Genomic DNA, 25,726 nt, shown 5'->3' with positions numbered 1-25,726 from the left:
CTGCGTCCCGGGTAGTGGGCGTGCCCCAACTATCTACCTGGGGTTTTGTCCGCGTGCCTTTGGGGGTGCGTGAAAATCCTTCACCCGCCCCGCCGAAGCAACACCACTGCCCCGGACATCAGCGCAGTCGGGTTAGACTGGCCCAAGTTCATTTGCTCGTTGCAAGACCTTTTGAAAGACCTCTGAAAGACCGCTGAAAGACATCCGCCATGCTCGTGAGTGAAGCACTGTTTCTCCTGCTCTCCAACAAGTCCGCGCACCCTGAGTTGGGTGTGAGCCACCAGCGCGTTGCCCTGAATGGTGCGCTGCTGTGTGACCTCGTGGCCACGGGTTTGGTGGAAGTCCACGGTGGAAAGACCCCCACCCTTTCAGCCGTCCCCGGTGCTGCTGAGCGCGCTGCATCCCACCCGGCACTGGCGCATGGTGTGGAGCGGGTGGAACGGAAAGAGCGTCCCACCCTGTACTCGGCGCTGACTTCCCGGAAGTTCGCCGCTAAGGAGGCGATTGCGGAGCGCCTTATTGAAGAAGGCGTGCTCGATGAGGAACGCGCTGGCTTCCTCGGCCTGAAATGGTCCCGCTTCCCGGAGAAGGACGAGACCATCGAGGCCGTGATGCGCCAGCGCTACCGCGACATCTTCCTGGGTAAGGCGGAGCCGCGCCCGGAGGAGGCCATGCTCATTGTGCTGCTGCGCAATACCGGTGAGCTGCGCCGCCTGTTCCTCGAGGAGATCGAGGGCATCCCGTTCGACGCCCTCCGCGTGCGCGCCCACGACATTGACAAAAATGTCCTCGACGCCGCCACCTACGACAACGCCGAGGGCATCAACCTCATCCTCGAAGGCGTGGCCAAGGCCGCCGCGATCGAGGAAGAGGCCGCTTCCAGCTAACCCCCCAAGGCTCACGCCTTGTCTTAGGCCCTCAGCCTTTAGGCTGGGGGCCTAAGGCACGCGGTAGGTCCACTCGTCGGTGCTGAACTTCTCCTCGACGAGTTTCTCGGCCGCCGCCAAGTCCTCATCGGACAAAGAACCCACCTGGGATGGGTAGCGCGCCATGAAGGTGCTGATCAGGGTATCGATGACCTCTGAACGCTCCACACCCGTCTGCCTGCGCAGCGGGTCCACGCGCTTGGCCGCGGACTGCACGCCCTTGGAGGACAGTTTCACCTTGCCCACGCGCAGGACCTCAAGCATCTTGTCGGCGTTGATGTCGTAGCTCATGGTGGTGTGGTGCAGCACCGCACCGGGGATGCGCTTTTGGGCGGCGCCGCCGATTTTGCCGCCGTCGGAGGTGATGTCATTGATCGGTACGTACCAGGCGTTCACACCCAGGGATTGCAGGCCGGCGAGCACCCATGTGTCCAGGTACTGGTAGCTGTCCACGTAGCTCAGGCCGGCGACGATGTCCTCAGGCAAGTACATGGAGTAGGTGACGCAGTTGCCACCCTCCATGAACATCGCGCCACCACCAGAAATGCGGCGGACCGGCACGATGTCGTGCTTCTTGATGCCCTCCGGGTCCAGCTCATTCTGGAAGGACTGGTAGGAGCCGAAGACCACAGCCTTGTCGTCCCATTCCCAGAAGCGCAGGATCGGGCCCTTGCGCCCAGCCGCGACTTCCTCCAGCAGGTACTGGTCCAGCGCCACATTCACCGGCGTGGGCAGGACCGGGCAATGGATGACAGTCCAGTCATAGTCCGTCAGGTCCTTCGCGTCGAGCAGCGCGCGTCGCGCGACCACGGCCACGTCGCGGGTGGAAAAGCCGTGCAGGTAGACGGGGCCGAGGGGGGCCAGGGCGTCGTCGATAAACTTCTGCAACTCGTCTGTACTTGCGCCGACGGGTGCGCCGATGAGCGCGCTGTTGATCGCGTCGAAGGCTTCCTCAGGTTCGAGGAAGAAGTCGCCGGAGATGCGGGCGTCGGTGATGTGGGCCCCGTCATCGTCGATATCCGCGACGACGAGCTTGCCGCCGGCGACCTTCACTTCAAAGTGGTGCTTCACTTGGCGAACTCCTCTACGATCGCCTTGTTAAATGCCGGCAGGTCAGCCGGGGTGCGCGAGGAAATGATTCGCTTATCGACGACCACCTCCTCATCCACCCACTCCGCCCCCGCATTCTTGAGGTCGGTCTTCAACGAAGGGTAGGAGGTCACGCGCACGCCCTTCAGCGCGTCCGCATCGGTGAGGATCCAACCACCGTGGCAGATCACGCCAACCGGCTTGCCCGCCTGGGTTAGCTCGCGCACGAAGGTAACAGCGGCCTCATCCATGCGGATGTGGTCGGCGTTGCCGGTGCCGCCGGGGAGAATCAGCGCATCGAAGTCCGCAGCGTTGGCCTCAGCCGTAGTCAGATCGACCGTGACGCTCGCGCCCTTCTTGCCGTCGATCGTGCCTGCCTCCGGGGCGATAACCTGCACCGTTGCGCCTGCGGCTTCAACGGCCTCGCGCGGGTCCGTCAGCTCCGAATCCTCAAAGGCGTTCGTAGCAAGGATGGCAACTTTCTTGTTCTGCAAAATGTTTTCACTCATGGCACCCCAGGGTAGAGAAAAACGTCAGCCCGTGGGCTGACGTTTTCGTAAGGGTTTGCGTAGAGGCGGTTAAGCGTCCTGCTTGGCTTCTGCCTTGTTGTCTGCCTTGTATTCTGCCTCGCTGTCGTCCTTCTTGCGGCCAATGGACAGCATGCGATCTCGCACCGCATGGTAGGCCTCGCGCCCATCCAAAGACTGACTTTCCTGCGTGGAAATCTGGATGTCATCCACCGTGATCTCCCCAGTGCGCAGGGACACCATCTCAGCCCAGTAGCGGAACCACACGGCGAACACCGCCGCGATCGGCACAGCCAGGAACGCACCCACGATGCCGAAGATCGTGCCACCCACCGCCACGGACAGCAGCACGATCGCGGCGTGCATGTTCATGGAGCGGGACTGCAGGATCGGGGACAGGACGTTGCCCTCCAGCTGCTGCACCAGAATGACAAGACCCAGCACCAGCAGCGCGTTGGTCAGACCGTTGGACACCAGCGCCACAATCACCGCAAGGGCACCAGCGGTGAACGCACCGATGATCGGGATGAAGCCACCGAAGAACGTGAACACGGCCAGCACCGGCGCGAGCGGCACGCCCAGGATGACCAAGCCAACGCCGATGAAAATCGCATCAACCAGGGACACGATCGCCTGCGTCCGAATGAAGCCCGCGAGCGTATTCCAGGACCGCATGAGCACCTCCGACAGGTGCCAGCCAGCCTTCTGGCCAGCGTATTTACGCAGCCACGGCAGGAAACGGTCGCCGTCTTTGAGGAAGAAGAAGGTCAGCACCAGCATCAGCGCGAGCGTCGTGCCTAGCGACGTCACCACCCCCACACCACTCGCCACCCCCGAAGCGATATTGGATGCCTGCCCGCGTACGAACTCACCAACCTTGTCCATCGCCTCCTGGATCTGGCCGGTGTTCACGTCGACCGGCGAGGACGTTTCCACCCAACTCAGAATCCGGCGCACGCCCTCCTCCGACTGGCGGTACAGGTCCACCGACTGCGATTTGATCATCGGCGCCATCGCCGCGAACAACCCACCAATCGCCCCGAAGAACGTGATGAGCACCAAGAACACCGCCAACGCCGACGGCACCTTATGGTTGCGCAGCCACCGCACCGGCGGCCACAGCACCGTGCAGAAAATCAGCGCCAGCAGCAGCGGCAGCACACCGACCCACACGTAGCCGATGATCTTGAACAAGAACACCGACGCAATCACCACAACGATGAACCGCAGCGCCCACGCCGCAGCCGTCTTGCCGTCATCCGCGATCACCTGCGCCCGGTCGATGCTCTCGCCCCGGTTCACCGGCTCCTGCTCGCGTTCTTTGTCGCTTTGTTTGTCGCTTTGCTTGTCGCTTTGCTGTTCGTTCTGCTCATCGACTTGCTCGCCGACTTGCTTGTCGCTTTGCTTGTCGCTTTGCTTGTCGCTTTGCTTGTCGCTTTGCTTGTCGACCGAATCAATCAACGTCTCAGCAAAATCCTTCTTGCCCTTTTCGGTGCCCTTGTTAGTCACAAATGTGCATTGTGCCAGACATCCCCGAAAACTAATGAAAACTAATGCTGCTGTGCAGCAGATTTCGGCCTCGTGTATCTGGGGTTAGGTCCAAGCCCGTGCTTGGGTTCGCCTTTTGGTCGTGGGTTGGGCGTGGGTTGGGCGTGGGTTGGGCGCAGGTTAGTCGCGTCCGCATTCCACGCCACATGAGTCACAGTTGACCTGGACTTTTCTTGAGCGCGTTCCAGACGCGACTAACCACGCCTGTGAGACTGCGAGGGGACCTTGCTGGGAAGCTCAAAAAATTTTGTAGTTTCCCTGACAAGGCAAAGGATGTTGCGTAGCATTCCCTTCAATCCGAAGTTTTCCTCACGAAAGGAACTCAAGTCATGTCCCGTTTTCTGCGCCGTACCATGATGGCCACCGCCCTAACCGCTGCCGTGAGCGCCAGCGCTGTCGTCCCCGCGAACGCGTGGGAGAACACCTACCAGACGTACGAAGAGGCGGGGAACAGCGAGGGCATGTGCATCCTCGAGTTCACTGAGCAAGAGAAGAACGACGTTAATAATGCCTACAAGCTCTTGTTCGAGACTCTCGCGGACCTTTCTGCTGAGAAGCTCCAGAATAGGGAGCAGGCGGAAATTTGGTACCCGTGGGCGAAGGAGAATCCGAATAAGGATCCGCTGGCATGGCACCTTGGCACCAAGTACAAGGGCAAGGATGTCGGGACTGCGCAGCGTATTTTGGCAACAATTCATCCAAGCAGGAGCTCTGGTCCGTACTACATGGCCGGCAACTTCTTGAAGCAATCCCGTAAGCCGATTCTGGAAGAGCGGACCCTGAAGATCACTCCGTATGAGGCTGGTAAGCGAAAGGGTTCTGGTGCTGTCAAGGTGGGTGACTTTGTAGCACCTGGTCTGTGGGGAATTATCACTGGCAGTCTGAGTATTAGCGGTGCTGCTGACATGGCCGGTGAAGCCCTGAACAAGCTCGGCCCGCGCATTCAGCCGACGATCAAGAGCTACGAAGAGGCACTCACTGCTTGCGAGAAGCGCCAGACGACGAGCGGCAAGATCAAGCAGGGCTCCAGCCTGGACACGAACCAGTTCATTGGTCTTGTTGCCGGCGGTGTCCTGGGTGGCCTTGCTCTCCTGGGATTCATCGCGGTGGCGGTTGGTCCGCTGGTGAATGACTTCTTCACGAACTTCTGGAAGAACGCTGGCGTTCTGCGCTAAGCACCTGAGAAGTTAAGGGGCGTCGAGTGGGAGACCGCTCGGCGCCCCTTGTATGTTGGGAGGGATTTTTGTCCGGTTTCTAGGAAAGAGTTCCTCTGTGTTTATTCGTCGTTCTGCGGTGGCTGCTGCTACCGCCGCTGCTGTTGTCACTGGTGCTGTTGCTGTTCCCGCGCAGGCCTATACCGTCGATTACAACAAGGAGACGGATAAGTGCACGATCTCCTTCACTGAACGGGATCAGGAGCGGATCAATGAGGCGTACAAGAATGTGTACGGCCTGCTCGCGGATCAGCTGGTGAAGACGCTGGGTGAGAAGGAATCCACGGCACGCTACTCGCAGGAGCAGCGTAAAGAAGATGTGGATGTGTATGTGACGTGGGCGAAAACTGCCGACGATCCGTACGGCTGGTCCAAGGATCCCGAGGTGGCGAAGGCGCAGGATCGCCTGTGGAAGTACGAGCGCAAGAACTACAACATGTTCGTCGCGCTGATTAAGGCGTCGCGCAAGGATGTGATCACCCAGGGTGAAGAAGTGATCAGCCGTGAGGAGGCGAAGCAGCGTGGTGAGACCTTGGGGTTGGATCTGAAGGCGATCCTTAAGGATCTTGGTCTGACGGGAATCCTGGGCAGCGTGTTCGGCGGTGTAGAGGACATCACCCACTCGGTGAAGATCATGATGCGTGACGACGTACTGCAGGTTGCCGGCCCGATCGGTGCGTACAACAAGGCGCTGACCGCGTGTGCGGAGAGCAAGAGCGAGTCCAGTTCGGTGCCGGCGGGTTCCTCGCTGTCGATTAATGGTCTGATTGGTGCGGTCATCGCGGGCATCGTGGGCCTGGTTCTCGTGGCTGCGGGGATTGGTTTTGCCGTGCGTCCGGCAGTGGATGATTTTTTGGGTCGTGGGTAGGGGCGCGGAAAAGCAAGCGCCATATTTTTAGCTACAAAACTATCCTGTATGCTTCGGTTAACTTCAAGCGCCGATACCGAAACCCAGGTTAAAAATGGGCGAATTCTTGAGTTTTACCTACTCCTCGGAGTGTAGCTCAGGGTGAAGAGCCTTATCGTTCGCTGTGAAGATCCCTGTACCCCTGTAGGAGAAAACTCAATGCTGAAGCATCTCGCCCGCTCGGTCGTAGCGGGAACCACAGCCCTGGCGCTGGCCGGCGGCATCCTCGTCGCGCCCCAGGCACAAGCACAAGTCGGACCGATGAAGACCACGCAGATGACCGTCAATATGGCGTGCAACCTGCAGATTGATAAGGATAAATCAGCTGGTGTAGTAAGAAGTTTCGCTGGCCTAGCTGAAGGTGTTTATAACGCTGGTAAGTATGAACAGTTAAAGTTCACTCCGTCCGTGACGGCTCCAGAAACCGTGGAGGCCAACGCGGATTTTGATTACGTGATTAGCCCTGGCTCAGTTGGCGCGCCTGGTCAGCTCAGTGCAAGCGCGTACACCATTACGGTAACTAATGCGGATCAGCTCAACGTGTGGGTTGACTTGCCCAAGAACGCTAAAGTCAACGACGTGATCCTTGAGGGCGGGGATAGCCGAGTCAAGCACGAAATCGTGAACAATCGCCTGCGTCTGTACGGCAAGGGGCTTCCGAATGAGTCGAACCCGGCGACGTGGACCCAAAGCGGTTACAGAGGTTGGAAGCACGGCGGGTTGACCGCGTCGAAGCAGCGGGTGGGCGGCGAAGACATGGTCGTGGTGAATCTGCCAAAGATCCGTCTGAAGATGACAGCAACCGGTGCGCCCGGCAGCAAGATCCAGCCATCTTTCGATACGGCAGATGCCAACAAGTTCCCAACATCAGCTTTTGCCCAGATGTACGCACAAGCAAGTGTCAAGGGACCATTCGTTAATAATGCAGTTGCTCACGCCATGGCGCGCTGCGGCCTCTCCGACCGGGACAGCGCCTCGGACACGGCGACGAAGCGCTCGGACAGCTTCCCGGCCGTGACCATCACGGAGCGCAGCCACAAGGCGCAGGCGCTGGTGAAGGTGCTGAAGTACAACGGCGAGCCGGTGGCCAAGGGCACGGCGGTGGACATCACCGTCGACGGTGCTGCGCAGAAGATCACGGTGGGTGACAACGGTGTTGCGTCGCTGCCGGAGGTCACTTTGAAGGAGGGCGCGACCAAGGATGTGGCGGTGGCGCTGGCTGATCACCCAGAGGTGAAGCAGACGGTGACGCTGAAGGGCCAGGCCACGGCGCAGCCGGAGGCGGAGCGCACCGCAACGTTGACGCTGCCGCGCAAGTCCTACCCGGCGACGCTGCGCGTGCTGGTCAAGGATTACCTGGGCAACCCGATCCCGGGTGCAGAGGTCAAGGCAGGCGAAGACGTGGTCAAGGCCGACAGCAACGGCGTGGCTGTGGTGGAGCGGACGGTGTTGGAGGATGCGTCGGAAAGCGTGACCGTCGTTCTCGTAGGCGATGAATCCGTCACTGCAACCGCTGAGCTGACCGGCAAGAAGGATGCGGCGCCGGTTGAGGTGACGCTGCAGAAGGAAGCGCAGCAGGTGGAGTCGAAGGTGTCGGTCACGGTGATTGACACCAACGGCAACGTCCCGCCGGCCGGCACGCAGGTGGCGCTGAAGAAGGGCGATGACGTCCTCACCGCCACCACCGATGACCAGGGCAATGTTGAGTTCACCACCACCGTGACGGAGGGTTCCACCGTCCCGGCGAAGGTCTACCTCGTCGCTGAAGAGTCTTCTTCCGCTGATGTCACCCTCACCCCGGGCGGCACCGCGAAGGCAGAGCTTTTCCTGACCGTGTCCAAGGACGAAGGGCCGGAGGAGCCCGAGGCACCGACCGATGTGACCCGCCGCGCGGAGATCACCGTCAAGCGCATCACCGGCGATGCCCTCCCCGCAGGAACCAAGGTTGACCTGCTGATTAACGGTGAGCCGGAGACCGGCACGGTGAACAAGGACGGCGTCATCGTGATCACGCGCCAGCTGAAGTCCAATGAGAACCTGGACCTCAACGTTGCGCTCGCCAGCGCCCCGGACACGGTCAAGAGCACCAGGCTCTTCGGCGGTTCGGATCGAGTGGGCTCCGTGCAGCTTGTCATGGAGGCGCAGGAGCTGGAGCAGAAGATCATCATCGAGGTCAAGAATTTTGATGGGTCGCTGGTGGCTGGGGAGAGCGTCGATATGCTTATCGACGCCTCCGCGCACACCCTCACCACCGACCCCAAGGGCCGCGCGACCTTCCCCGTGACCGTGACCGAGGGCCAGGACAAGACCTTCCAGGTCGCGCTGAAAGACAACCCCGACGCCAAGCAGGCCGCTGTTGTCACCGCCCAGCCGGGTGCTGCCCCTGCACGCGTGACCGTCACCCGCGGCGCGATTGACGTGGAGATGCCAGTCCGCGTGACCGTCCGCGACGAAGACGGCAAGCCCGCCGCGAATGAGCAGGTAGAAATGCTTATCGACGGTACCTCCCACACCGCCACCTCCTCTTCCGAGGGCGTAGCCACCTTCACACCCAGGCTCACCGAAGGCCAGCGCGCCACCGCCAAGATCCGCGTCGTCGGCGAAGGCGGAACCCCCGCCAACGTTGTCCTCGTGGGCAAGCGCAACGCCAACCCGGTCCAGATCACTGTGACCAAGGGTGCGGCACCGGTCGTGGAGGAGCCGGAGACCCCGCCGACCACTGACGAGCCGGGCACCGATGCGCCAGATACCCCTGATACTCCAAATGAGCCGGGCGACCAGAGCTCCACTGGCTCCTTCCTCCCCATCCTCTTCATCATCCTCGGCACCCTGCTCGGCGGCCTCGGCCTCGGCGCCGCCCTCGGCTGGGCAAAGGATGCCTTCAACCTCCCGTTCTAGCTCTCACTCGCATTGAAAGGTCCTCACACCATGAAGAAGCACAGGATTGCGTCCCTGGCCATCGCCGGGTTGACCTCTGTGGCCGTGGCCATCACCCCCGTGGCCGTTCCCGACAACTCCGTTCTCTCCGCCGCCGTCGCCCAGGCGCAGGAGCAGACCGTCAGCTTCACCAGCGGCCCTGGTGAGATCAAGCTCGGTCAGAACGCAACGTTCACCGTTTCCGTGCCCAACTCCACCGGCGGCTCCGTCCAGTTCTTCCTGGACAACGTCCCCCAAGGTGGGCCGGTGAAGATCAGCAACGACACCGCCTCGGTGCGTATCTCCCCGAAGTCCTACCTCAACCACACCGTTACTGCCCGCTACGTTGACGCCGATGGTTTCAACCCGCGTGCGGACGTGACGCGTGACTTCAACACGCCGATGGACCTCCCGCCAATGCTTCAGGGGTCTGGGCGTGATGATACGGATGATATTTACCGTTCCAAGGTCAATGGCCAGGAACGCACGGTTAGCTCTCCTTTGATTGTTCAGCCCGGCCAGGATGTCACGCTGTGGGCGAATATGGTGGTCAATCGCGGGAATTGGACAATTTCTGGCACTCGTATCTATGAACTTGGCATCAATCCGCCCGTCGGAGCTGAATTTAAGAGTGCTCGACGAATTGACTCGGGTGCGAATGAAGTGACCACTCGTGGCACTGCTGATGGCACAGCCACCAAGACGGGACGTGATTCCGGCTCAGCGTGGGGAACCAGCGGTAATCCGCGTGTCAACCCGGGGTACTTTGGCATCAATGTCACGGACCTCTATTTCAACCGTGACATGCAGATCGAGGGTGCATTCCGGGCACCTGAGGCCCCAGGTGTGTACGTTCCCCAGTTTGGGTACTACAAGTTTTACAACAAGACGAACCACTACCTGCGACGCATGGACAACGCAGCCTTCCGCGTTGTTGCACCGAAGCTTCCGGACCGCAACGTCCGCGGTGCCTCCATTGTGAAGCTGGTGGAGAACCAGGAATTCCTCCAGCGTGAGCCGGGCACCCTGACCGCTGAGGTCACGCCAGCTGACGTGAAGGGCACCGTGGTGTTCAAGCACAACGGCGAGGAGATCGCCTCCGCGCCAGTTGAGAATGGCAAGGCTGTGGCGGAGAACGTCACCTTCGACGAGGCTGGTCACCTGCCCATCACCGTCGAATTCACCAGCACCACCGAGGGCGCAAGCAACGCCATGGGTGCCGGTTCGGTCAACGTCAAGGCCGTTGCCGTACCGACCACGCTGAAGCTGGACGTCCCGGCAGAAGCTGAGATTGACGAGTCCGTGAAGCTCACCGCCACCGTCGACCCCGTCGCCGAGGGCACCGTTGAGTTCTTCGACCGCGACACCTCGCTGGGCGAGCAGCCGGTGGACAACGGCACCGCGACCCTGGACCACACCTTCACCGACGCCGGCGAACGCACCATCAAGGCCGTGTTCACCCCAACCGACGCCGAGAAGTTCGAGGCCAGCGAGGCCACCGCTTCCCTCACCGTGAAGGAGAAGCCGACGCCGGAGCCGGAGCCGGAAGAGCCGACCACCGAGCCGACTGAGCCGGAAGATCCCACCACGGAGCCGACGGAGCCGACGGAGCCGGAGGATCCCACCACCGAGCCGAGCCCTGAGCCATCTCCCGAGCCAGAGGAACCGACTACGGAGCCGACCACCGAGCCAACCCCTGAGCCCAGCCCAGAGCCGGAGGATCCGACCACCGAGCCAACCCCGGAGCCGGAAGAGCCGGAAGAGCCAACCCCGGACAACGAAACCTACGAGCCTGAGGCTAAGAAGGACTTGTCGGAGATCGACGCCAAGGATGGGGTGCCGGCGCCGCTGGATTTCGTTGATAATGCTGATGAGCTGCCTGGTGGCACCGCGTACGAGTGGAAGAAGAAGCCGGACCTCAACAAGACTGGTGACCAGGACCTCGTCATTGAGGTCACCTACCCGGATGGCACCAAGGATGAGCTGAAGATCACCGTTCCGGTGAAGGCGCGTCCTACCCAGGAGCCAACCCCGACGACGCCGACCACTACCACTCAGGCGCCGCCGACCAAGGAGCCTGAGCCGGACAAGGGCTCGTCGGGTTCCTCTGAGAAGGATGATGAGGGCGGTTCCAGCCAGAGCACGGCGCTGAAGGTTGTGCTCGGAATTCTGTTCTCCCTGCTGGGCCTTGGCGGTGGTTTCGCGCTCTGGCAGGCGTTCATGGGTGGCTCTCGCTAATCGACGAGCCCATCCCTCAACCACCTAAAAGCCGCGTCCAGCTGGGCGCGGCTTTCGCATTCCTAGGAGTCGTTCTTAGTCTTGGAATGAGTAGCCAAATGTGTGACTGGTGCCACCCTGCCGCGGCGGTTGTTTCCGTGGGATCTAACTTTTTGGAGTTTGGTGGGAACTGACCTGTTCCTGCTGGTTACGTGGACTCTTTGTCTTTCCTGACGAACGCTTCACCGTGCGTGGCCTGTGGATAATTTTGTGTTATCCACAGGCCGTTTTCGCTGGTCCTTCCGTTTTCTTGCGTTTGCGTTTAGCGTGCATGGCATGAACGTATTCGGATCACTGGTGGCGGGTTTAACCAACCCGATCGAGGCCCTGGCAGACGTTGATGCCCAGCTACTCCTCGATGCTGGCTTCAAGCCCGCCCTTGTTTCTGAATGGACCAAAGCTCACAAGGTCTACTACGGCAAGACCAAGTTCACCCGCAAGCAAGCCAACGCAATGAAGGTGGCCAAGTCGACTCAGAAGTCGATGGATCAACTTGTCTACATCGAGGGCCGGATTTCCGGGATCACAGATCCCGGAAAGAAGTGGGACTTACGGCTGGCGTTGCTTTCCGTCTCGGGCAACTACGACACGTTGAAGCGCCGGTCGAAGGACATCGTGCCTGAGGTGGATAAGCCTGTCCCGGAACCCACAATGCGGTTTGGTCGCTCCCAAGATGAGAGACGCCCGGTCATCATCATGGCCTTGGAAGAAGACGCGGCAGCTATTGAGTTCGCGGCCCGTCAAAACCTGGGGGATGGTCCTGCCGGACCACAGATGTACGAAAACGTGATGAAAAGGATCGGCCTACGCCCCGACGAAGACGATCAACCTTCAGGTATTGCCCCAGCAGTACCCCGCCCCTTGATCCTCATCCCACTGGAGGAACACATCAACATCATGAAAGGTCACGGCAATGATGTCATCCTGGGGCTGACCGATGGCACCACCATGACCGGTGCGGAATTCCTTCAGCAGAATTTTGGGGATGTCCTAGAAGTAGCGATGTTCCACCCCCAAGAAGGACCCGTCAACCTGTACGACACGCAACGCTTCGCCAACCAGAAGCAGCGTGATCTCGCCCGGGCGACCATGCCGACGTGTCCTGTGCCTGATTGCCGGCACGCGGCCGATAACTGCGAGGTCCACCACATCAAAGCCTGGTCGAGGGGCGGGCTGACGAACATGGACAACCTGGCGATGCTGTGCCGGTACCACAACCGCACCAACGATGATGACCCATCCAAACCCCACCACGGCCGGGTAGAGAATATCCGCGGCACACCAATGTGGAGATCACCCAACGGATACTTAGTGCCCAACACAGTCCACCCCTTCGGAGCAATGACACTGCTCTACGGCAGATAACCCACCACCTCACCGAATAGCCGGCATGTCCGGCTATTCGGCATGCCCATTTGCGGGCGCCTGGCCCCGCCTATCGCACCGCAGGGTCTGCGACGACCCCCGAGGGGCATGCCCTCCCGAGCTATCTTTCGTGCGCGGTTAACTCCAATGGACGACTCGCCTCAAAATGTTGAACGCCCCACCGTTGTTCCCATGTTTGGGTGGCGGGGCGCTCGGCGTGTGAAGGTAAAGGCGAGGTGCTTAGTCGCTCGAGCCCAACTCGGTCTTGCACTTTGCTATTGCTACGCCTGCTGAGGTGAAGAAGATCATCGCGCCGACGATCCCTCCGATGATGGAGACCCAGTTATTGGCATTCTCTGCCCGAGCGGGGTTGTGAATTCCTAGTGCGATCTGAATTTGCGTGTTGGCGGCCTTAATCCCATCGCTGAGGCCAGGGATGTTCAGCTGGGAGACAATGGCGATGAGCAGACCCAAGACGCCGCCAATGCTTCCGCCAATGATGCTGCTCCGGCATTCGGAGCTGAGATCCTTGAAGCTGGAGCCCTGCGGCTCGGGGGTTTTCTCCTTCGCCTTGACCGAAATGATCACGATGACTTCGTCAGTGGATCCATCCGGGTACTTGACCGTGATGGTGACCTGCTTGTCACCGGGTTTCGTGAAGTCAGGCTTCGGGTCAGCGAACTCAAACTGGGTGCCCTCAGGCAGCTTATCGACGCCCTTCACATACTCCTTCGCCTCCGGTTCCTCCCCAGCGGTGACCGGTGCCGGGTCAGTCACAGCAACCGGGCCATGCAGCTCGGCCTGGGTGGGCTTTGCCTTGACGGGGATGGTGACTTCGACAGTGTCGGTGGACTTGTCGGGGTAGGTCACGGTGATGGTGGTCTTCTTGTCGCCCGGGGTGGAGAAGTCAGCGTCGTCGAAGCCGAAGGTGGTGCCTTCGGGAAGCTTGTCGGCGTCCTCGACGTAGGACTTCGCCTCCGGGGTCTCCCCAGCGGTGACAGGCTTAGGCGCATCCACGGCAACCGGATCATGCAGCTCGGCCTGGGTGGGCTTTGCCTTGACCGGGATGGTGACTTCGACAGTGTCGGTGGACTTGTCGGGGTAGGTCACCGTGATGGTGGTCTTCTTGTCACCCGGGGTGGAGAAGTCAGCGTCGTCGAAGCCGAAGGTGGTGCCTTCGGGAAGCTTGTCGGCGTCCTCGACGTAGGACTTCGCCTCCGGGGTCTCCCCAGCTGTGACAGGCTTAGGCGCATCCACGGCAACCGGATCATGCAGCTCGGCCTGGGTGGGCTTTGCCTTGACGGGGATGGTGACTTCGACAGTGTCGGTGGACTTGTCGGGGTAGGTCACGGTGATGGTGGTCTTCTTGTCGCCCGGGGCGGAGAAGTCAGCATCAGCGAAGGTGAAGGTGGTTCCTTCAGGCAGTTTGTCGGCGTCCTTGATGTAGTCCTTGGCATTCGGGGTTTCGCCCACGGTGACTTCAGCGGGGTCAGCCACGGCAACCGGGTCATGCAGCTCGGCCTGGGTTGGCTTTGCCTTGACCGGGATGGTGACCTCGACGGTGTCGGTGGACTTGTCGGGGTAGGTCACGGTGATGGTGGTCTTCTTGTCGCCCGGCGAAGTGAAGTCAGCATCAGCGAAGGTGAAGGTGGTTCCTTCGGGCAGCTTGTCGGCGTCCTCGACGTAGGACTTCGCATCCGGGGTCTCACCTGCGGTCACCGGTGCAGGGTCAGCCACGGCAACCGGGTCGTACTGTTCAGCCTGAGTCTGAGTCGGCGGTTCTTCTGTCGGCTCGTCGTCGCAGCCGATCGGGATGAAGTCGGGGGCGGAGGCGTCGACGGGGGTGAAGTTGTCGGCGTCGTCAAGCGTGCCTGGCTGGGCGGTGGTTGCCCATACCGGATCGATCCTCTGGTCGGGGCTGGACCACTCGTAGCCCGGAGGGACAGCGACCCAGTCGGTGATGGCTACGTAGGAGCCGGACGGGATGATGACCTCGGCGATGAGAGCGCCACGCTCGGAAGCCTGCAGGGAGGTGGGTACACCCGAGCCGATGAGCCAGAGGAAGCCGTCGGCAGGCTTTTCAGCCTCAGGGGCGGCAGGGGCGGCGGGGTACGAGATGGCAGATGGCTCGACCGACGCGGCATCAGCGGTAACCGGTCCCACTGCAGCACCGAGCGCGAAGTAGGCGTCCGGGGTGGACGTGGATTCGCTGAGGTTGATGGTCCACTTCACGGGGCGGGCGTCGAGATTGCGCACGGCGTAGCTGCGGTAGACACGCCCGCCGGGCAGGAGGCCTTCGCCGCCCCATTGAGTCGGGGTGTTCTCGGACCAGGTGGAGGAATCAGCAAGGCCAATGGCAATTGGGCTGGCATCTTCCGGCACCGAGGAGCACTCCGCGGAGGCAGCCACGACGGTCTGGTTCGGCAGGTTGATCTGCTGCGCGACCGCCACGCCACCGCCGATGAGGGCAACGGAAAGGCCAGCTGCGATCGCTGTGGATTGTCCGCGGCTCAGTTTGTTCTTGAGGTTCATGGTTGAGCTGCCTTTCTAGGATTCCTGCGCGGTGACACGCCAGGTGGCGGTGGCTGTTGGGGGAGTCTTGCCGCCGAGGAGCCAGTTGTTGTCGTTCATCCATGCCTTCACGCAGACGCGGACAGCCTCACCGGGCTGGTTGGCCTGCGTGGGTGCGGGCAGATCGAAGGTGGAGGTGCTCTGACCTCGCATGTTCAGGGAGTTCTGTGCGCCGTCACCGCTCACGCCCGAAGCGGAGCAATCGTCGACGCCCGGGTAGATGCGTGCGCGGAGGGACTGCTCAAACGCTGAGGCGCGCAGGCCGTTTTCAGCGATGGTCGCGGTCGCGCCACTCGCCGTACCAGCGCCGAGGCGGAGGTACATCGGTGCGTACACAGCGTTGTTTTCGCCGACCTTCAGCGCCATGGCCCTGGAATCGAAGGTCATGCTCTGCACCTTGCCGTCGTTGGCCCAGTCCACGCCGTTCGCGGAGTGTTCGAGCACGAAGGCGGAATCAACGGTGAAGGGGAATTCGGCGCCAAGGTTGAAGCCCTTGGAGCGTGCCGCTTCGGTCGGGGAGGTCAGCGCGAGCACCGTCGCGGAGAGGAGCGCGGCGGATGCGGCTGCTCGTATCATCCGTTTGTTCATTACTCTGCCCCCAGTTCGTTGAGTGCTTCGATGCTGTTTGCCAGGGCGTTGATGTCGTCCGCGTTCAGGCCGCCTTCAACGGGCGCGATCTTCGGGGTGACGCGTGCATAGCCGCCGTCAGGGAGGGAGATGGTTACCGTCGGCAAGCCATTTGCTTCACGACGAATCCACCCCTCACCCCCTTCCTCCCCACTCGCCCGATCGAGGATGGTGTGGATGTGCGCGACGTCGGCGTCGGTAAGCTCGCGCGTTGCTTCGACCTCGAATTCGCTGTCGTTGATGGTGAGGTCGTCCTGGCGGGTCAGGCCGGTGACTGCTTCGAGTTCGGCGGTGGTCTCGTCGGATGGTGCCTCAGTCGGAGACAGCTCCGGCAGCTCAGCGCCGAACGCGACCTCCGGCAGCTCCGCATCGAAAGCTGCACTGCGGGATGCGGACGGGCCGGTGGAGCCGGTGTCGTCGTTCATGTTCAGGCCGCAGCGGGAGCTGAGCGTGTAGGTCCAGGGGCCGCCGGTCTGCGAGCGGCCGGGCTGGTAGTAGGGCAGGACCCTAATGGTCAGTTCGGACCAGGCTTCCTTCGTGCGTTGGTTGGTGCCCCAGTGTGGGGTGATGGAAATTTCACCGAAGGTGTCGGCACCGTTGGCCGATTGCTGAACGAACTTGAAGGTTTGGCCACTGCGCAGGCGGGTGAACCGTTCACCACTGTCGATGGTTTTGTTGTCGTTCCAGCGGAGGTATTGCATACCTCTGTTGCGGAAGTAGCTGCTGTTGCCGTACTTGATGCCCCAGGTTGGTTCGAACGCTTGGATGGATCCGTCGGGGCGGCAAGCAACCTTGGTTGTCGCGCCGGTGTCGAGAGTGAAGTAGAAGGCCGCGAGAAGCTTCCACGACGAAGGGGTCCAATTCACCTCAGGCTGCGCCGGCATGTTCACGCTGGCGCCGGAGCGGGTGTTGTTGTCGCCGCACTTGGCGCCGTTGCCGCCGTGGGCGCAGGCGTAGTCGCGGGTGCTCGTGCCTTGGGGCGTGGTGCGGTAGGGGGAGTTGGCGCCGGAGTTGGTGCCGTTGGCGGAGTAGGAGGACTGGGCCCATTGGCCGACGACTTCGAGTGGTTTCTCGTCAGCGCGGAAGGCGGCTTCGAAGTCCGCGGTGCGGGTTTCGGCGCCGAGGGTCTCCGTCGGGCCGAGGGCGTGGAGGGAGCCGAGGGTGAGAGCGCCGGCAGCGAGGATGGAGCCGGTGGCGGCGACCAGGCGGGTGGTGCGTGTCGTCTTCATTATTGGGAAACCTCCGTCACCGTGACGGGCCAGGTCACCTTGCCGGAGGTGTACTCACCCGGCTGAAGGTCGTGGATGTTTTCTTTCGGGAGCTCGACGGTGAAGCAGAATGCTTGTGCCTCGCCGGAGGCGGCAAGGATGAGGGCATCGGTTACGTCGTTACTGATGGCGGTGAGTTTGCCCTGCTGGAGGACGCCTTCCGTGGCGCCGCATGCGCCCTTTTCGACGGTCGCCGTAAACCGGTCCGCAATCTCGTTACTGTCGTTGTTATTGAATTGTGGCCGGCCAAGAGTCACAGTCGCGCCGTTGCCTTCTTTCACGCGCAGCCAGTGGGTTGCGGTGACGGGCAGGTCGGGCTGGATCTTTTCGCCGGTGAAGCTGAAGTTGAGGTCCTCGGTGGGGTTCTGGAAATCCGAGGTGTCGGATGCCTGGGCCTGGAAGCTGCCGGTGAGGAATGAACCGACGGTCCATTCCGCATCGGACCAGGCTGCCAGGGTTGTCATCGCGCCAAGCCCGATGACAGCGCCTGAGGCGGCAATGGCTTTGCCGCGGCGAGTGAACTCTTTACGCACGATGTGTCCTTTTGCTGTATTGCTGTCATCGGGTGGGCATGGGCCCCGGAAACGAGGGTTAGTTCTTCGGAGCTGCGTCGAAACGCCAGACGATGTCGTTGGATTCGTCCTGGCCCTCGTAATTAGCACCGAGGGTGACCTTGATGCAGAAGTTCTGTACGTCCTGGCCGGTCAGGTCGAAGGTGCCGCCAACGTTGACCTTGTCGCCGGTGGTGTCAGCCGCGCAGTTAGCGTCAGCGGTCTTGAGCACCTCGGCGGTGAGCGGCAGGTTGCCAACCTTGGTCTCAGCGGCGAGGGTGACGGTGGAATCAACGCCGCCCTCGATGTTCTTCAGCTGGTAAGCCTGAACCACGGTCTGGCCTGGCTGCATTGGCTGCTCAGGGGAGAAAGCGAGGGTCAGGGCTTCGTTCTCAGCGGCGTGGTCAGCGAAAGCAGAGTCGCCAGCAGCACCCTGGATGCCGAACTTGGCGGTGGAGAAGCTGCCCTTGGCAAATTCAGAATCGGACCAAGCAGCAAGGGTCAGGGCAGCGCCAAGACCAATAACAGCAGAACCAGCAGCGATCGCGCGGACCTTACGGGATGCAGTAGACATATGAGACTCCTGTGAGTGAGGGATATAAGGGGGACTGCACAGAGAAATATAAGGTTTCTGCCGGGTTATTGCAGGGTCCTTAGGAGGGGGAGGCCATGTCCTGTAGGGGTTGGTTTGCCGCGAATTAACCGCGTTGGCGTGGAGAAACAGTTCGACGTGGGAGTTTAGTTTTGGGTGTGAATGTATTTAACCTGCCGTTAACCGTGCGTCTAGTTTTCATTTTGTCAATAATTCATCTGAACCCCGCCCGTCGGGGGTAGTTTTGCGGGGCCAAAAGGCCCATCCAACAATGAGGCCTGCGAGCAGGGTGATGAGCAGCATGATGCGCGGATCGGACAGGGTGGTGACAACTTTGCCGAGTCCAGGAGCGGACCAGAAGAGCTTGCCCACTTCCTCCACCTTGTAGGGGGCAATGTCGGGGGTGTCGTTCGCATCGCCCTTCATCTCAATGATGCGGCCGACGGGGTTCTCTGGGTCGGGCTCGTTGCTAATCACGCGGTGTGTGATGGGAAGTTGGCCTTCGCGGTAGACGGTGGTGACATCGCCGATGGCGGCGTCCTCGGCAGGAATCATGCGGACCAAAGCTACGGATCCAGCCGGAATGTCGGGGCTCATGGAGCCGGTTTTGAAGACCATGATGCGGACGTCGAAAAGCAAAGCGGCGACGACGGCGGCCACGCACAGGACGCCGAACATAGCCAAGAGGGTCAGAACCGACTCCGCGAGCCAGTAGCTGAGGCCCTTCTTTTTTCTTTCCACGCGATGGGTCATGCCGTGAACACTAGCGCCTTGCTGCGGAAATGGCGCAACAAAAAGAAAGTTGAGCGAAGCGGGAACAACTTTGAACACAGTGCCGTTGTAAAGATTGAGTCAGTCAGGCTCAACCTCGCGGCACTGTGGTCGTTCTAAGTGATACAGTGGCTCGCAGAAGTTGAGTCGTAGGGACTTAACTTGAGAAACGAAGACACTAAAACACTTAGGAGGACATGATTATGGGACGCGCAGTTGGTATTGACCTTGGTACGACGAACTCGGTTGTTTCGGTACTTGAGGGTGGCGAGCCGGTAGTTATCGCTAACGCGGAGGGTGCACGGACGACGCCGTCGGTCGTCGCTTTCGCTAAGAACGGCGAGATCCTCGTCGGCCAGTCCGCGAAGAACCAGGCGGTGACGAACGTTGACCGCACCATCCGTTCCGTGAAGCGCCACATGGGCGACAACAGCTGGAACGTTGATATTGATGACAAGAAGTACACCCCGCAGGAGATTTCCGCCCGCACGCTGATGAAGCTGAAGCGCGATGCGGAGGCTTACCTGGGCGATGAGGTGACGGATGCTGTTATTACCGTCCCGGCATACTTCGAGGACGCGCAGCGTCAGGCAACGAAGGAAGCTGGCCAGATCGCAGGCCTGAACGTTCTGCGTATCGTGAACGAGCCGACGGCAGCTGCCCTGGCTTACGGCCTGGACAAGGGCGAGAAGGAGCAGACCATCCTGGTGTTCGACCTGGGTGGCGGTACTTTCGACGTCTCCTTGCTGGAGATCGGCGACGGTGTCGTTGAGGTTCTCGCTACCGCTGGTGACAACGAGCTGGGTGGTGATGACTGGGATCAGCGTGTGGTGGATTGGCTCGTCGATAAGTTTAAGAGCCAGCATGGCATCGACCTGACGAAGGACAAGATGGCTCTGCAGCGTCTGCGTGAGGCTGCTGAGAAGGCGAAGATTGAGCTGTCCTCTGCGCAGCAGGCCTCCATCAACCTGCCGTACATCACGGTGGATGCGGACAAGAACCCGCTCTTCCTCGATGAGAGCCTGTCTCGCACCGAGTTCCAGAAGATCACCTCTGACCTGCTGGATCGCACGAAGCAGCCGTTCAACCAGGTGATCAAGGACGCTGGCCTGTCCGTCGGCGACATTGATCAGGTTGTCCTGGTTGGTGGTTCCACGCGTATGCCGGCTGTGTCTGACCTGGTCAAGGAGCTCACCGGCAAGGACCCGAACAAGTCCGTCAACCCGGATGAGGTCGTGGCACTCGGTGCTGCACTCCAGGCTGGTGTGCTCACCGGTGATGTGAAGGACGTGCTGCTTCTCGACGTCACTCCGCTCTCCCTCGGCATCGAAACCAAGGGTGGTGTGATGACCAAGCTGATCGAGCGCAACACCACGATCCCGACGAAGCGTTCGGAGACCTTCACCACGGCTGAGGACAACCAGCCGAGCGTGCAGATCCAGGTTTTCCAGGGTGAGCGCGAGATGGCTGCGGCCAACAAGCTGCTCGGCTCCTTCGAGCTCGGCGGCATCGCACCGGCACCGCGTGGTGTCCCGCAGATTGAGGTCACCTTTGACATCGACGCCAACGGCATCGTTCACGTGACCGCTAAGGACAAGGGCACCGGTAAGGAAAACACGATCAAGATCCAGGAAGGCTCTGGCCTGTCCCAGGAGGAGATCGACCGGATGATCAAGGACGCTGAGGCTCACGCTGACGAGGACAAGGCTCGCCGCGAGGAGCAGGAGACCCGCAACAACGCGGAGTCCATGGCTTACCAGACCCGTAAGTTCCTGGATGAGAACTCCGACAAGGTCTCCGAGGACATCAAGTCCAAGGTCACCGCTGCAGCTGATGAGGTCGATGAGGCGCTGAAGGGCACCGACATCGAGGCCATCAAGGCCGCAGTGGAGAAGCTCTCCACCGAGTCCCAGGAGATGGGCAAGGCCATCTACGAGGCAGAGGCCAACGCTGGCGCTGCTCAGGCTGACGCCCCGGCGGATGACAATGTCGTCGACGCCGAGGTCGTTGAGGATGACGCTGACAACTCCGAGGACAAGTAAGGAGCTGGCACCATGACCAACCCGAATGAGCCCATGCCTGAGAACCCAGGAACTCCGGAAACCCCGGACAGCCCGGACACCGCCGAGCTCCCCGAGACCGAGGAGTTTGACGCCCAGGTCGACCCTGACGTGGACGGTGACGGGGAGGTCTCCGACCTGGGGCGTCAGCTCGCTGAGCGCACGGAGGATCTCCAGCGCGTCAGCGCCGAGTACGCCAATTACCGTCGCCGCACGGACCGCGAGCGCACACAGATCGCTGATCTTGCAAAGGTCAAGATCGTGTCGCAGTTGCTCCCGCTTCTCGACGATTTGGAGCTCGCCCGCCAACACGGCGACCTGAACGAAGGTCCCCTGAAGGCATTCGCTGACAACCTGAGCGCGGTTCTCACCGGTCACGGTGTTGCCCCCTTCGGTGAGGAAGGCGACGCCTTTGACCCGGAGATTCACGAAGCCGTGCAGGATCTGTCCTCCAGCGACGAGAAGGTCCTGGGGACGGTGCTGCGCCGCGGCTACAAGCTGGGTGACAAGCTGGTCCGCAACGCGATGGTGATCATCGCTGACCCTGCTGGGGCTGATGCCCCAGCAGGGGAAGCTGAGTAGTCGCCCAGGCTGACCTTGGGGGCGGGACGGGGAACCCCGCCCGCCCCTTTTTGCTCGACGGGGTCGAGAAATCTGACAGCGGAAAAATCGGCTCTTTCAGGCCTAAGGCTCTGACCAGTACTTTTAATAACTCAACAAAATTGGCTCCCCGCTGGGGCGTTAGATAAATCGAATTAGTTCCGAAAGCTTCCTATGTGGAAAGGAGGAGGTGCAGATGGCTATGCAACAGGAATGGTCCAATAAGGACTATTACGGCGACTTGGGCTTGAGTAAGTCGGCCACAACCGCCGAGATTAAGAAGGCGTACCGCAAGCTGGCCCGGGAGAATCACCCGGATTCGAACCCCGGTAATAAGGCTGCGGAGGAGAAGTTTAAGCGCGTGGCCGAGGCGTATGACGTGCTCGGTGATGAGGCAAAACGCAAGGAATACGACGAATTTAAGTCGATGATGGACTCCGGAGGCTTCATGCGCTTCGGGGGGAGGGGAGGCTCGGGTTTCCCGGGCGGGTTTCGCTCGACGGGATCGCAAGGCTCCTCAGGCTTCGGCGGAGGATTCGACGACTTCTCGTTTGGACAAGGCGGAGGATTTTCTGCGGAAGGCGGTCTTGGTGACATCTTCGGTGGCCTCTTTAACCGCGGCGGCAATGGTGGCAGGAATGCTCGGCCGACGCGGGGGGCCGACGTCGAGACGCAAATAACGCTTGACTTCCGTGAGGCGGTGAAGGGCACGACGATCCCGGTGGAGCTCACCGGTGAGGCGCCGTGTACGGACTGCCATGGCTCCGGCTCGAAGGACGGCAAGACCACGACGTGCCCGGATTGTGCTGGTAGTGGTTTTGTCAGCGAGCAGAAGGGCGCCTTTGGAATGTCCCGTCCGTGCTCTCGCTGTGGTGGCACGGGCCAGGCGATTGAGGATCCGTGTGGGACCTGCCACGGTAGCGGGACGGTGCGGAGGACTCGGTCGATCAGGGTGCGCATCCCGGCTGGTGTGATTGATGGGCAGAAGGTCCGTCTGGCTGGTCAGGGTGAGGCGGGCCCGAATGGGACGCCCGCGGGTGACCTGTTTGTCAACGTCACGGTCCGTCCGGACAAGGTGTTCACCCGTGATGGGGATGACCTGGAAGTGACGGTTCCGGTGAGCTTCAGCGAGTTGGCCTTGGGTGGCACGGTGACTGTGCCGACCTTGGATAACCCGGTGAAGGTGAAGGTTCCTGCGGGCACGCCGAATGGGCGGACCCTGCGCGTGAAGGGCCGTGGTGTGCAGCGCCGGTCGGGCACGAGCGGTGATCTGATGGTCACGGTGTCCATCGAGGTGCCGAAGGACCTGGATGCGGCAGCAACGAGCGCGCTGCGTGCCTACGCCCAGGCTGAGAAGGATTCCGGTTTCAACCCGCGCGCGGGTTGGGCCGGGGCGGTGTAGGAGGTGAGCGCGATGGCTAGTTCGGAACAGTACTTTGTTATCTCCGTTGCCGCCGAGCTCACCGGCATGCACGCCCAGACGCTGCGCACGTATGACCGGATGGGTTTGGTTAGTCCGGCGCGCACGTCTGGCGGTGGTCGCCGCTACTCGGAGCGCGATATCAAGCGCCTGCGCCAGGTGCAGTACCTCTCCCAGGAGGAGGGGGTGAATCTGGCCGGGATCAAGACGATCATCGAGCTCAGCGAGCGGATTGATCGGCTTGAGGATGAGAATGCGGAGCTCAAGGAGAGCCTGGCCAAGGCACGAGTTGCTTCTCGACGGGGTGGTGAACTCGTCCACGTTCCCCGCTCCACCGCGCTCGTGGCATGGTCACGCGGCGCCCGCCGCGAGCGGGGGTAGTCAGGCAAGCTGGAGCGGTGTTTACGGAAGGGGTAGTTTCTGGCATTATTTCTTCGGTAAACACCTACTAAAACGCACAAGAGAAGAGGGCGCGCTGTGTTGAGGAATGCGCACCGACGGTTTACTGCCATTGCTGTGGCAGTGGCGTTGAGTGCTCCCATGGTGGCTCAGGCGGAAGAGGCGCCTGTTGCGCTACCCGCTGCGCAACCGGTGGCGGTCAATGAGGTCCGCGAGGACCCTCGTGTGGCGTACATCGGGGACCGGTTGGTGCTCCGTCCGGTGGGATTCACTCCGACGAAGATGGAGTGGGTCGTGGACGGGGCATTGGTAAAAACGTGTGAGTTCCCCAATGGTTTTGAGGCCTCTGAGTGTGGGCTGGTGCTGGATTTCCCAGCGGGCACGATGGTGGAATTGGTCAGCTACTCCCCGTCAGGCAAGCGAATTGTGCCGCTGGTGGTCACCGACCCGGCAGAAGGCTTTGGTTTTGCGGGTACGCAGCAGACGACCGTGAACCGCGAGGTGGGGCAGGCTATTACTCTGCGTGCGGGGGAGAAGCTGCCGGCTGAGTCGAGCACGATCGTGTGGCGCCGGGCAGACCAGGTGCTCAAGACGTGTGAGCTGGGATCTCTGGAAGACGTGGAGAAGTGCTCCTACACCCCGAGTGAAGCGGATGAGGGCGCGATTATCGACGTCCAGTTGGTGTACCGGAGTCGCGTCGTATCCACGCTGACGGCCAATGTGGGCACCATCAAACCGGTTCCTGGCAGTGATGTGCCGGAAGATGGCAAGCAGGCGGACATGTACGTGCCGGTGTACCCACAGGCCTACGCTCGCACGGGGCATGGTGGCAGCACCCACACACCGACCTTTGATTTGTCGCATGATGGCCGCACCTTTGAACGCCAGCCGGCCCCGACGGGCACGACGTTTGAGGTGCTCACCGGCCCCGCCACGGTGGACCCGGATGGTCGCCTGACCGTAGTGGCGCCGAAGGAGAAGAAGACGGGGGAGAAGGTCCCCGTCACTGTGAAGGTGACGTACCCGGATGGCTCCACGGACATCACGACGGTGGAGTTCTTGCTGGTGGAAAACCTGTTGGCGGATAAGTATGACCCGGCTTATGAGCAGGGCCGTACTGCCGCGAAGGGCAAGACGATCACCGTGCACCAGGTGGAAGAGCGCACCATGCCGGGTGTGGAGTACACCGTGGTGGAGCCGGAGGGCGGATTCGGGGGGTGGCTGGTTGGCGTCGATAAGCTGACTGGCACTCTGACGCTGACCGCGCCGAAGGACAGCAACGCCCCGCTCACCGTGAAGGTGCGCGCGATTTATGCGGATGCGTCGAGCGACGATCTGACCACCACTGCCCACGTCAACTCCGGCAACGATGATGCCAGCAAGTACGTGCCGTCCCAGGCAGAACCGGTGATTGCTGCGCCGGGTGAATCCCGCAGCGTCACCCCGAAGGGCACGCTGCCGGGGTCCACGTTTGATCTCGTGGGGGATGGCGGGCTGGAGAAGGTGAGCGTCGATAAAGCAACTGGCCGCACTGATTTCACGGTGCCGGCCGATGCGAAGCCGGATGCGCTGTACCTGCCGGTCATGGACGTGACGTACCCGGATGGTTCGCAGAATCGTGTGGCTACGCCGGTGCGCGTGACTTCGCTTGCGCAGAGCGCGAAGCCGGCATGGGAGAAGCTCACGGTTGCTTTTAATCGCTCCGCCGAGGTCAAGCAGACCGGCACGGTACCGGAGGGCACGAAGTTCGGCCTGTCGGAGAGCTTCAGCCCGGCAGGCTGGCACGTGCGTATCGACGAAACAACCGGCCGTCTCACCGCCACCACCTCCCGCGACGTGAATCCGGGGGCAACCCTGAAGATCCCGGTTGTGGTGACGTATGCCGACCGTTCCCAGCGTCAGATTGAGGTGCCGGCCGAGGTAGTGAAGAACAAGTGGTTGGAGATCAACGAGAAGCTGGGCTCCAGCAACGTGGACTGGATTGCCATTGCGGTGTCGGTGGTTGTGAGCTTGGTGCTCTCGCTTGCGGCATCGAGGTATGCCCAGCAATTTGTGGATCAGATCAAACGGCAACTGAACCTGAGGTAATAATGCGCGC

General features: G+C 61.2%; 20 protein-coding genes. 11 read left to right on the top strand and 9 right to left on the bottom strand.

All coding sequences use genetic code 11. From position 1 onward, the window contains the following. The first annotated feature begins 209 nt into the window (after positions 1–209). Positions 210–887 (top strand): GOLPH3/VPS74 family protein, encoded by a 678-nt coding sequence (locus L8U60_RS09475; RefSeq protein WP_269966126.1) that lies wholly within the window; start codon positions 210–212, stop codon positions 885–887. A 51-nt stretch (positions 888–938) separates the two neighbouring features. Here L8U60_RS09475 and L8U60_RS09470 read toward each other — a convergent pair whose 3' ends face one another. The 3 genes from L8U60_RS09470 to L8U60_RS09460 all read right to left on the bottom strand — a co-directional run bounded on the left by L8U60_RS09470 (position 939) and on the right by L8U60_RS09460 (position 4,051). After that, positions 939–1,997 carry a lipoate--protein ligase family protein gene (locus L8U60_RS09470; RefSeq protein WP_269966125.1) on the bottom strand — a complete coding sequence of 353 codons (1,059 nt, stop codon included), beginning with the start codon at positions 1,995–1,997 and terminating at the stop codon, positions 939–941. Further along, positions 1,994–2,524 (bottom strand): type 1 glutamine amidotransferase domain-containing protein, encoded by a 531-nt coding sequence (locus L8U60_RS09465; protein WP_269966124.1) that lies wholly within the window; start codon positions 2,522–2,524, stop codon positions 1,994–1,996. Before L8U60_RS09465 ends, L8U60_RS09470 begins: the two co-directional genes overlap by 4 nt. A 69-nt stretch (positions 2,525–2,593) precedes the next feature. Further along, a complete protein-coding gene (locus tag L8U60_RS09460; RefSeq protein WP_269966123.1) occupies positions 2,594–4,051 on the bottom strand; it encodes an AI-2E family transporter in 1,458 nt (485 codons plus the stop codon). 368 nt (positions 4,052–4,419) lie between these two features. On the opposite strand from L8U60_RS09460, the gene L8U60_RS09455 reads away from it, so the two are divergent. From L8U60_RS09455 to L8U60_RS09435, 5 genes are all read left to right on the top strand, one after another. After that, entirely contained in the window at positions 4,420–5,265 is an 846-nt protein-coding gene (locus L8U60_RS09455; RefSeq protein WP_269966122.1) for a hypothetical protein, read from the top strand. A 97-nt stretch (positions 5,266–5,362) separates the two neighbouring features. Then, positions 5,363–6,172 carry a hypothetical protein gene (locus L8U60_RS09450; RefSeq protein WP_269966121.1) on the top strand — a complete coding sequence of 270 codons (810 nt, stop codon included), beginning with the start codon at positions 5,363–5,365 and terminating at the stop codon, positions 6,170–6,172. A gap of 198 nt (positions 6,173–6,370) precedes the next feature. Further along, positions 6,371–9,109, top strand: a complete 2,739-nt coding sequence (locus L8U60_RS09445) for a hypothetical protein (protein WP_269966120.1) — start codon at positions 6,371–6,373, stop codon at positions 9,107–9,109. Between the two features lie 30 nt (positions 9,110–9,139). Beyond that, positions 9,140–11,365 carry an Ig-like domain repeat protein gene (locus L8U60_RS09440; RefSeq protein ID WP_269966119.1) on the top strand — a complete coding sequence of 742 codons (2,226 nt, stop codon included), beginning with the start codon at positions 9,140–9,142 and terminating at the stop codon, positions 11,363–11,365. Between the two features lie 315 nt (positions 11,366–11,680). Continuing rightward, complete coding sequence (locus tag L8U60_RS09435) at positions 11,681–12,769, top strand: HNH endonuclease signature motif containing protein (RefSeq protein ID WP_269966118.1); 1,089 nt, start codon at positions 11,681–11,683, stop codon at positions 12,767–12,769. A gap of 240 nt (positions 12,770–13,009) precedes the next feature. Here L8U60_RS09435 and L8U60_RS09430 read toward each other — a convergent pair whose 3' ends face one another. The 6 genes from L8U60_RS09430 to L8U60_RS09405 form a co-directional block, all read right to left on the bottom strand. Then, positions 13,010–15,301, bottom strand: coding sequence for a Rib/alpha-like domain-containing protein (locus L8U60_RS09430; protein WP_269966117.1), 2,292 nt, complete (start codon positions 15,299–15,301; stop codon positions 13,010–13,012). Positions 15,302–15,316: 15 nt separating this feature from the next. After that, positions 15,317–15,928 (bottom strand): hypothetical protein, encoded by a 612-nt coding sequence (locus tag L8U60_RS09425; RefSeq protein ID WP_269966116.1) that lies wholly within the window; start codon positions 15,926–15,928, stop codon positions 15,317–15,319. Beyond that, positions 15,928–17,196: a hypothetical protein gene (locus L8U60_RS09420; RefSeq protein ID WP_269966115.1), complete on the bottom strand. Its 1,269-nt coding sequence runs from the start codon at positions 17,194–17,196 to the stop codon at positions 15,928–15,930. The genes L8U60_RS09425 and L8U60_RS09420 overlap by 1 nt, the downstream gene beginning before the upstream one ends. After that, positions 17,196–17,768: a SipW-dependent-type signal peptide-containing protein gene (locus L8U60_RS09415; RefSeq protein ID WP_269966114.1), complete on the bottom strand. Its 573-nt coding sequence runs from the start codon at positions 17,766–17,768 to the stop codon at positions 17,196–17,198. The genes L8U60_RS09420 and L8U60_RS09415 overlap by 1 nt, the downstream gene beginning before the upstream one ends. Positions 17,769–17,826: 58 nt before the next feature. Then, positions 17,827–18,360: a SipW-dependent-type signal peptide-containing protein gene (locus L8U60_RS09410; RefSeq protein ID WP_269966113.1), complete on the bottom strand. Its 534-nt coding sequence runs from the start codon at positions 18,358–18,360 to the stop codon at positions 17,827–17,829. Positions 18,361–18,576: 216 nt separating this feature from the next. Continuing rightward, positions 18,577–19,131: a signal peptidase I gene (locus L8U60_RS09405; RefSeq protein ID WP_269966112.1), complete on the bottom strand. Its 555-nt coding sequence runs from the start codon at positions 19,129–19,131 to the stop codon at positions 18,577–18,579. Positions 19,132–19,352: 221 nt separating this feature from the next. Between L8U60_RS09405 and dnaK the strand changes: the two genes are divergently transcribed. From dnaK to L8U60_RS09380, 5 genes are all read left to right on the top strand, one after another. Continuing rightward, positions 19,353–21,191 (top strand): molecular chaperone DnaK, encoded by a 1,839-nt coding sequence (dnaK, locus tag L8U60_RS09400; RefSeq protein WP_269966111.1) that lies wholly within the window; start codon positions 19,353–19,355, stop codon positions 21,189–21,191. Positions 21,192–21,203: 12 nt separating this feature from the next. Next, entirely contained in the window at positions 21,204–21,791 is a 588-nt protein-coding gene (gene grpE, locus L8U60_RS09395) for a nucleotide exchange factor GrpE (protein ID WP_269966110.1), read from the top strand. A 214-nt stretch (positions 21,792–22,005) separates the two neighbouring features. After that, positions 22,006–23,211 (top strand): molecular chaperone DnaJ, encoded by a 1,206-nt coding sequence (dnaJ, locus tag L8U60_RS09390; RefSeq protein ID WP_269966109.1) that lies wholly within the window; start codon positions 22,006–22,008, stop codon positions 23,209–23,211. Between the two features lie 12 nt (positions 23,212–23,223). Further along, a complete protein-coding gene (locus L8U60_RS09385) occupies positions 23,224–23,610 on the top strand; it encodes a heat shock protein transcriptional repressor HspR (protein WP_269966108.1) in 387 nt (128 codons plus the stop codon). Between the two features lie 96 nt (positions 23,611–23,706). After that, positions 23,707–25,716, top strand: a complete 2,010-nt coding sequence (locus tag L8U60_RS09380) for a Rib/alpha-like domain-containing protein (RefSeq protein WP_269966107.1) — start codon at positions 23,707–23,709, stop codon at positions 25,714–25,716. Positions 25,717–25,726: the final 10 nt, after the last annotated feature.

It is taken from the genome of Corynebacterium meitnerae (assembly GCF_027570075.1).
Classification (GTDB): Bacteria; Actinomycetota; Actinomycetes; order Mycobacteriales; family Mycobacteriaceae; genus Corynebacterium; species Corynebacterium meitnerae.
The sequence above is the reverse complement of the archived record's forward strand: the minus strand, read 5'-3'. Positions and strand labels throughout refer to the sequence as shown.

What these genes read in the sequence shown, in the direction of transcription:
- L8U60_RS09475 (WP_269966126.1), top strand. Translation starts at nt 210, where the DNA reads ATGCTCGTGAGTGAAGCACTGTTTCTCCTGCTCTCCAACAAGTCCGCG.
- L8U60_RS09465 (WP_269966124.1), bottom strand. Translation starts at nt 2,524, where the DNA reads ATGAGTGAAAACATTTTGCAGAACAAGAAAGTTGCCATCCTTGCTACG.
- L8U60_RS09455 (WP_269966122.1), top strand. Translation starts at nt 4,420, where the DNA reads ATGTCCCGTTTTCTGCGCCGTACCATGATGGCCACCGCCCTAACCGCT.
- L8U60_RS09445 (WP_269966120.1), top strand. Translation starts at nt 6,371, where the DNA reads ATGCTGAAGCATCTCGCCCGCTCGGTCGTAGCGGGAACCACAGCCCTG.
- L8U60_RS09440 (WP_269966119.1), top strand. Translation starts at nt 9,140, where the DNA reads ATGAAGAAGCACAGGATTGCGTCCCTGGCCATCGCCGGGTTGACCTCT.
- L8U60_RS09435 (WP_269966118.1), top strand. Translation starts at nt 11,681, where the DNA reads ATGAACGTATTCGGATCACTGGTGGCGGGTTTAACCAACCCGATCGAG.
- L8U60_RS09430 (WP_269966117.1), bottom strand. Translation starts at nt 15,301, where the DNA reads ATGAACCTCAAGAACAAACTGAGCCGCGGACAATCCACAGCGATCGCA.
- L8U60_RS09425 (WP_269966116.1), bottom strand. Translation starts at nt 15,928, where the DNA reads ATGAACAAACGGATGATACGAGCAGCCGCATCCGCCGCGCTCCTCTCC.
- L8U60_RS09420 (WP_269966115.1), bottom strand. Translation starts at nt 17,196, where the DNA reads ATGAAGACGACACGCACCACCCGCCTGGTCGCCGCCACCGGCTCCATC.
- L8U60_RS09410 (WP_269966113.1), bottom strand. Translation starts at nt 18,360, where the DNA reads ATGTCTACTGCATCCCGTAAGGTCCGCGCGATCGCTGCTGGTTCTGCT.
- L8U60_RS09405 (WP_269966112.1), bottom strand. Translation starts at nt 19,131, where the DNA reads ATGACCCATCGCGTGGAAAGAAAAAAGAAGGGCCTCAGCTACTGGCTC.
- dnaK (WP_269966111.1), top strand. Translation starts at nt 19,353, where the DNA reads ATGGGACGCGCAGTTGGTATTGACCTTGGTACGACGAACTCGGTTGTT.
- grpE (WP_269966110.1), top strand. Translation starts at nt 21,204, where the DNA reads ATGACCAACCCGAATGAGCCCATGCCTGAGAACCCAGGAACTCCGGAA.
- dnaJ (WP_269966109.1), top strand. Translation starts at nt 22,006, where the DNA reads ATGGCTATGCAACAGGAATGGTCCAATAAGGACTATTACGGCGACTTG.
- L8U60_RS09385 (WP_269966108.1), top strand. Translation starts at nt 23,224, where the DNA reads ATGGCTAGTTCGGAACAGTACTTTGTTATCTCCGTTGCCGCCGAGCTC.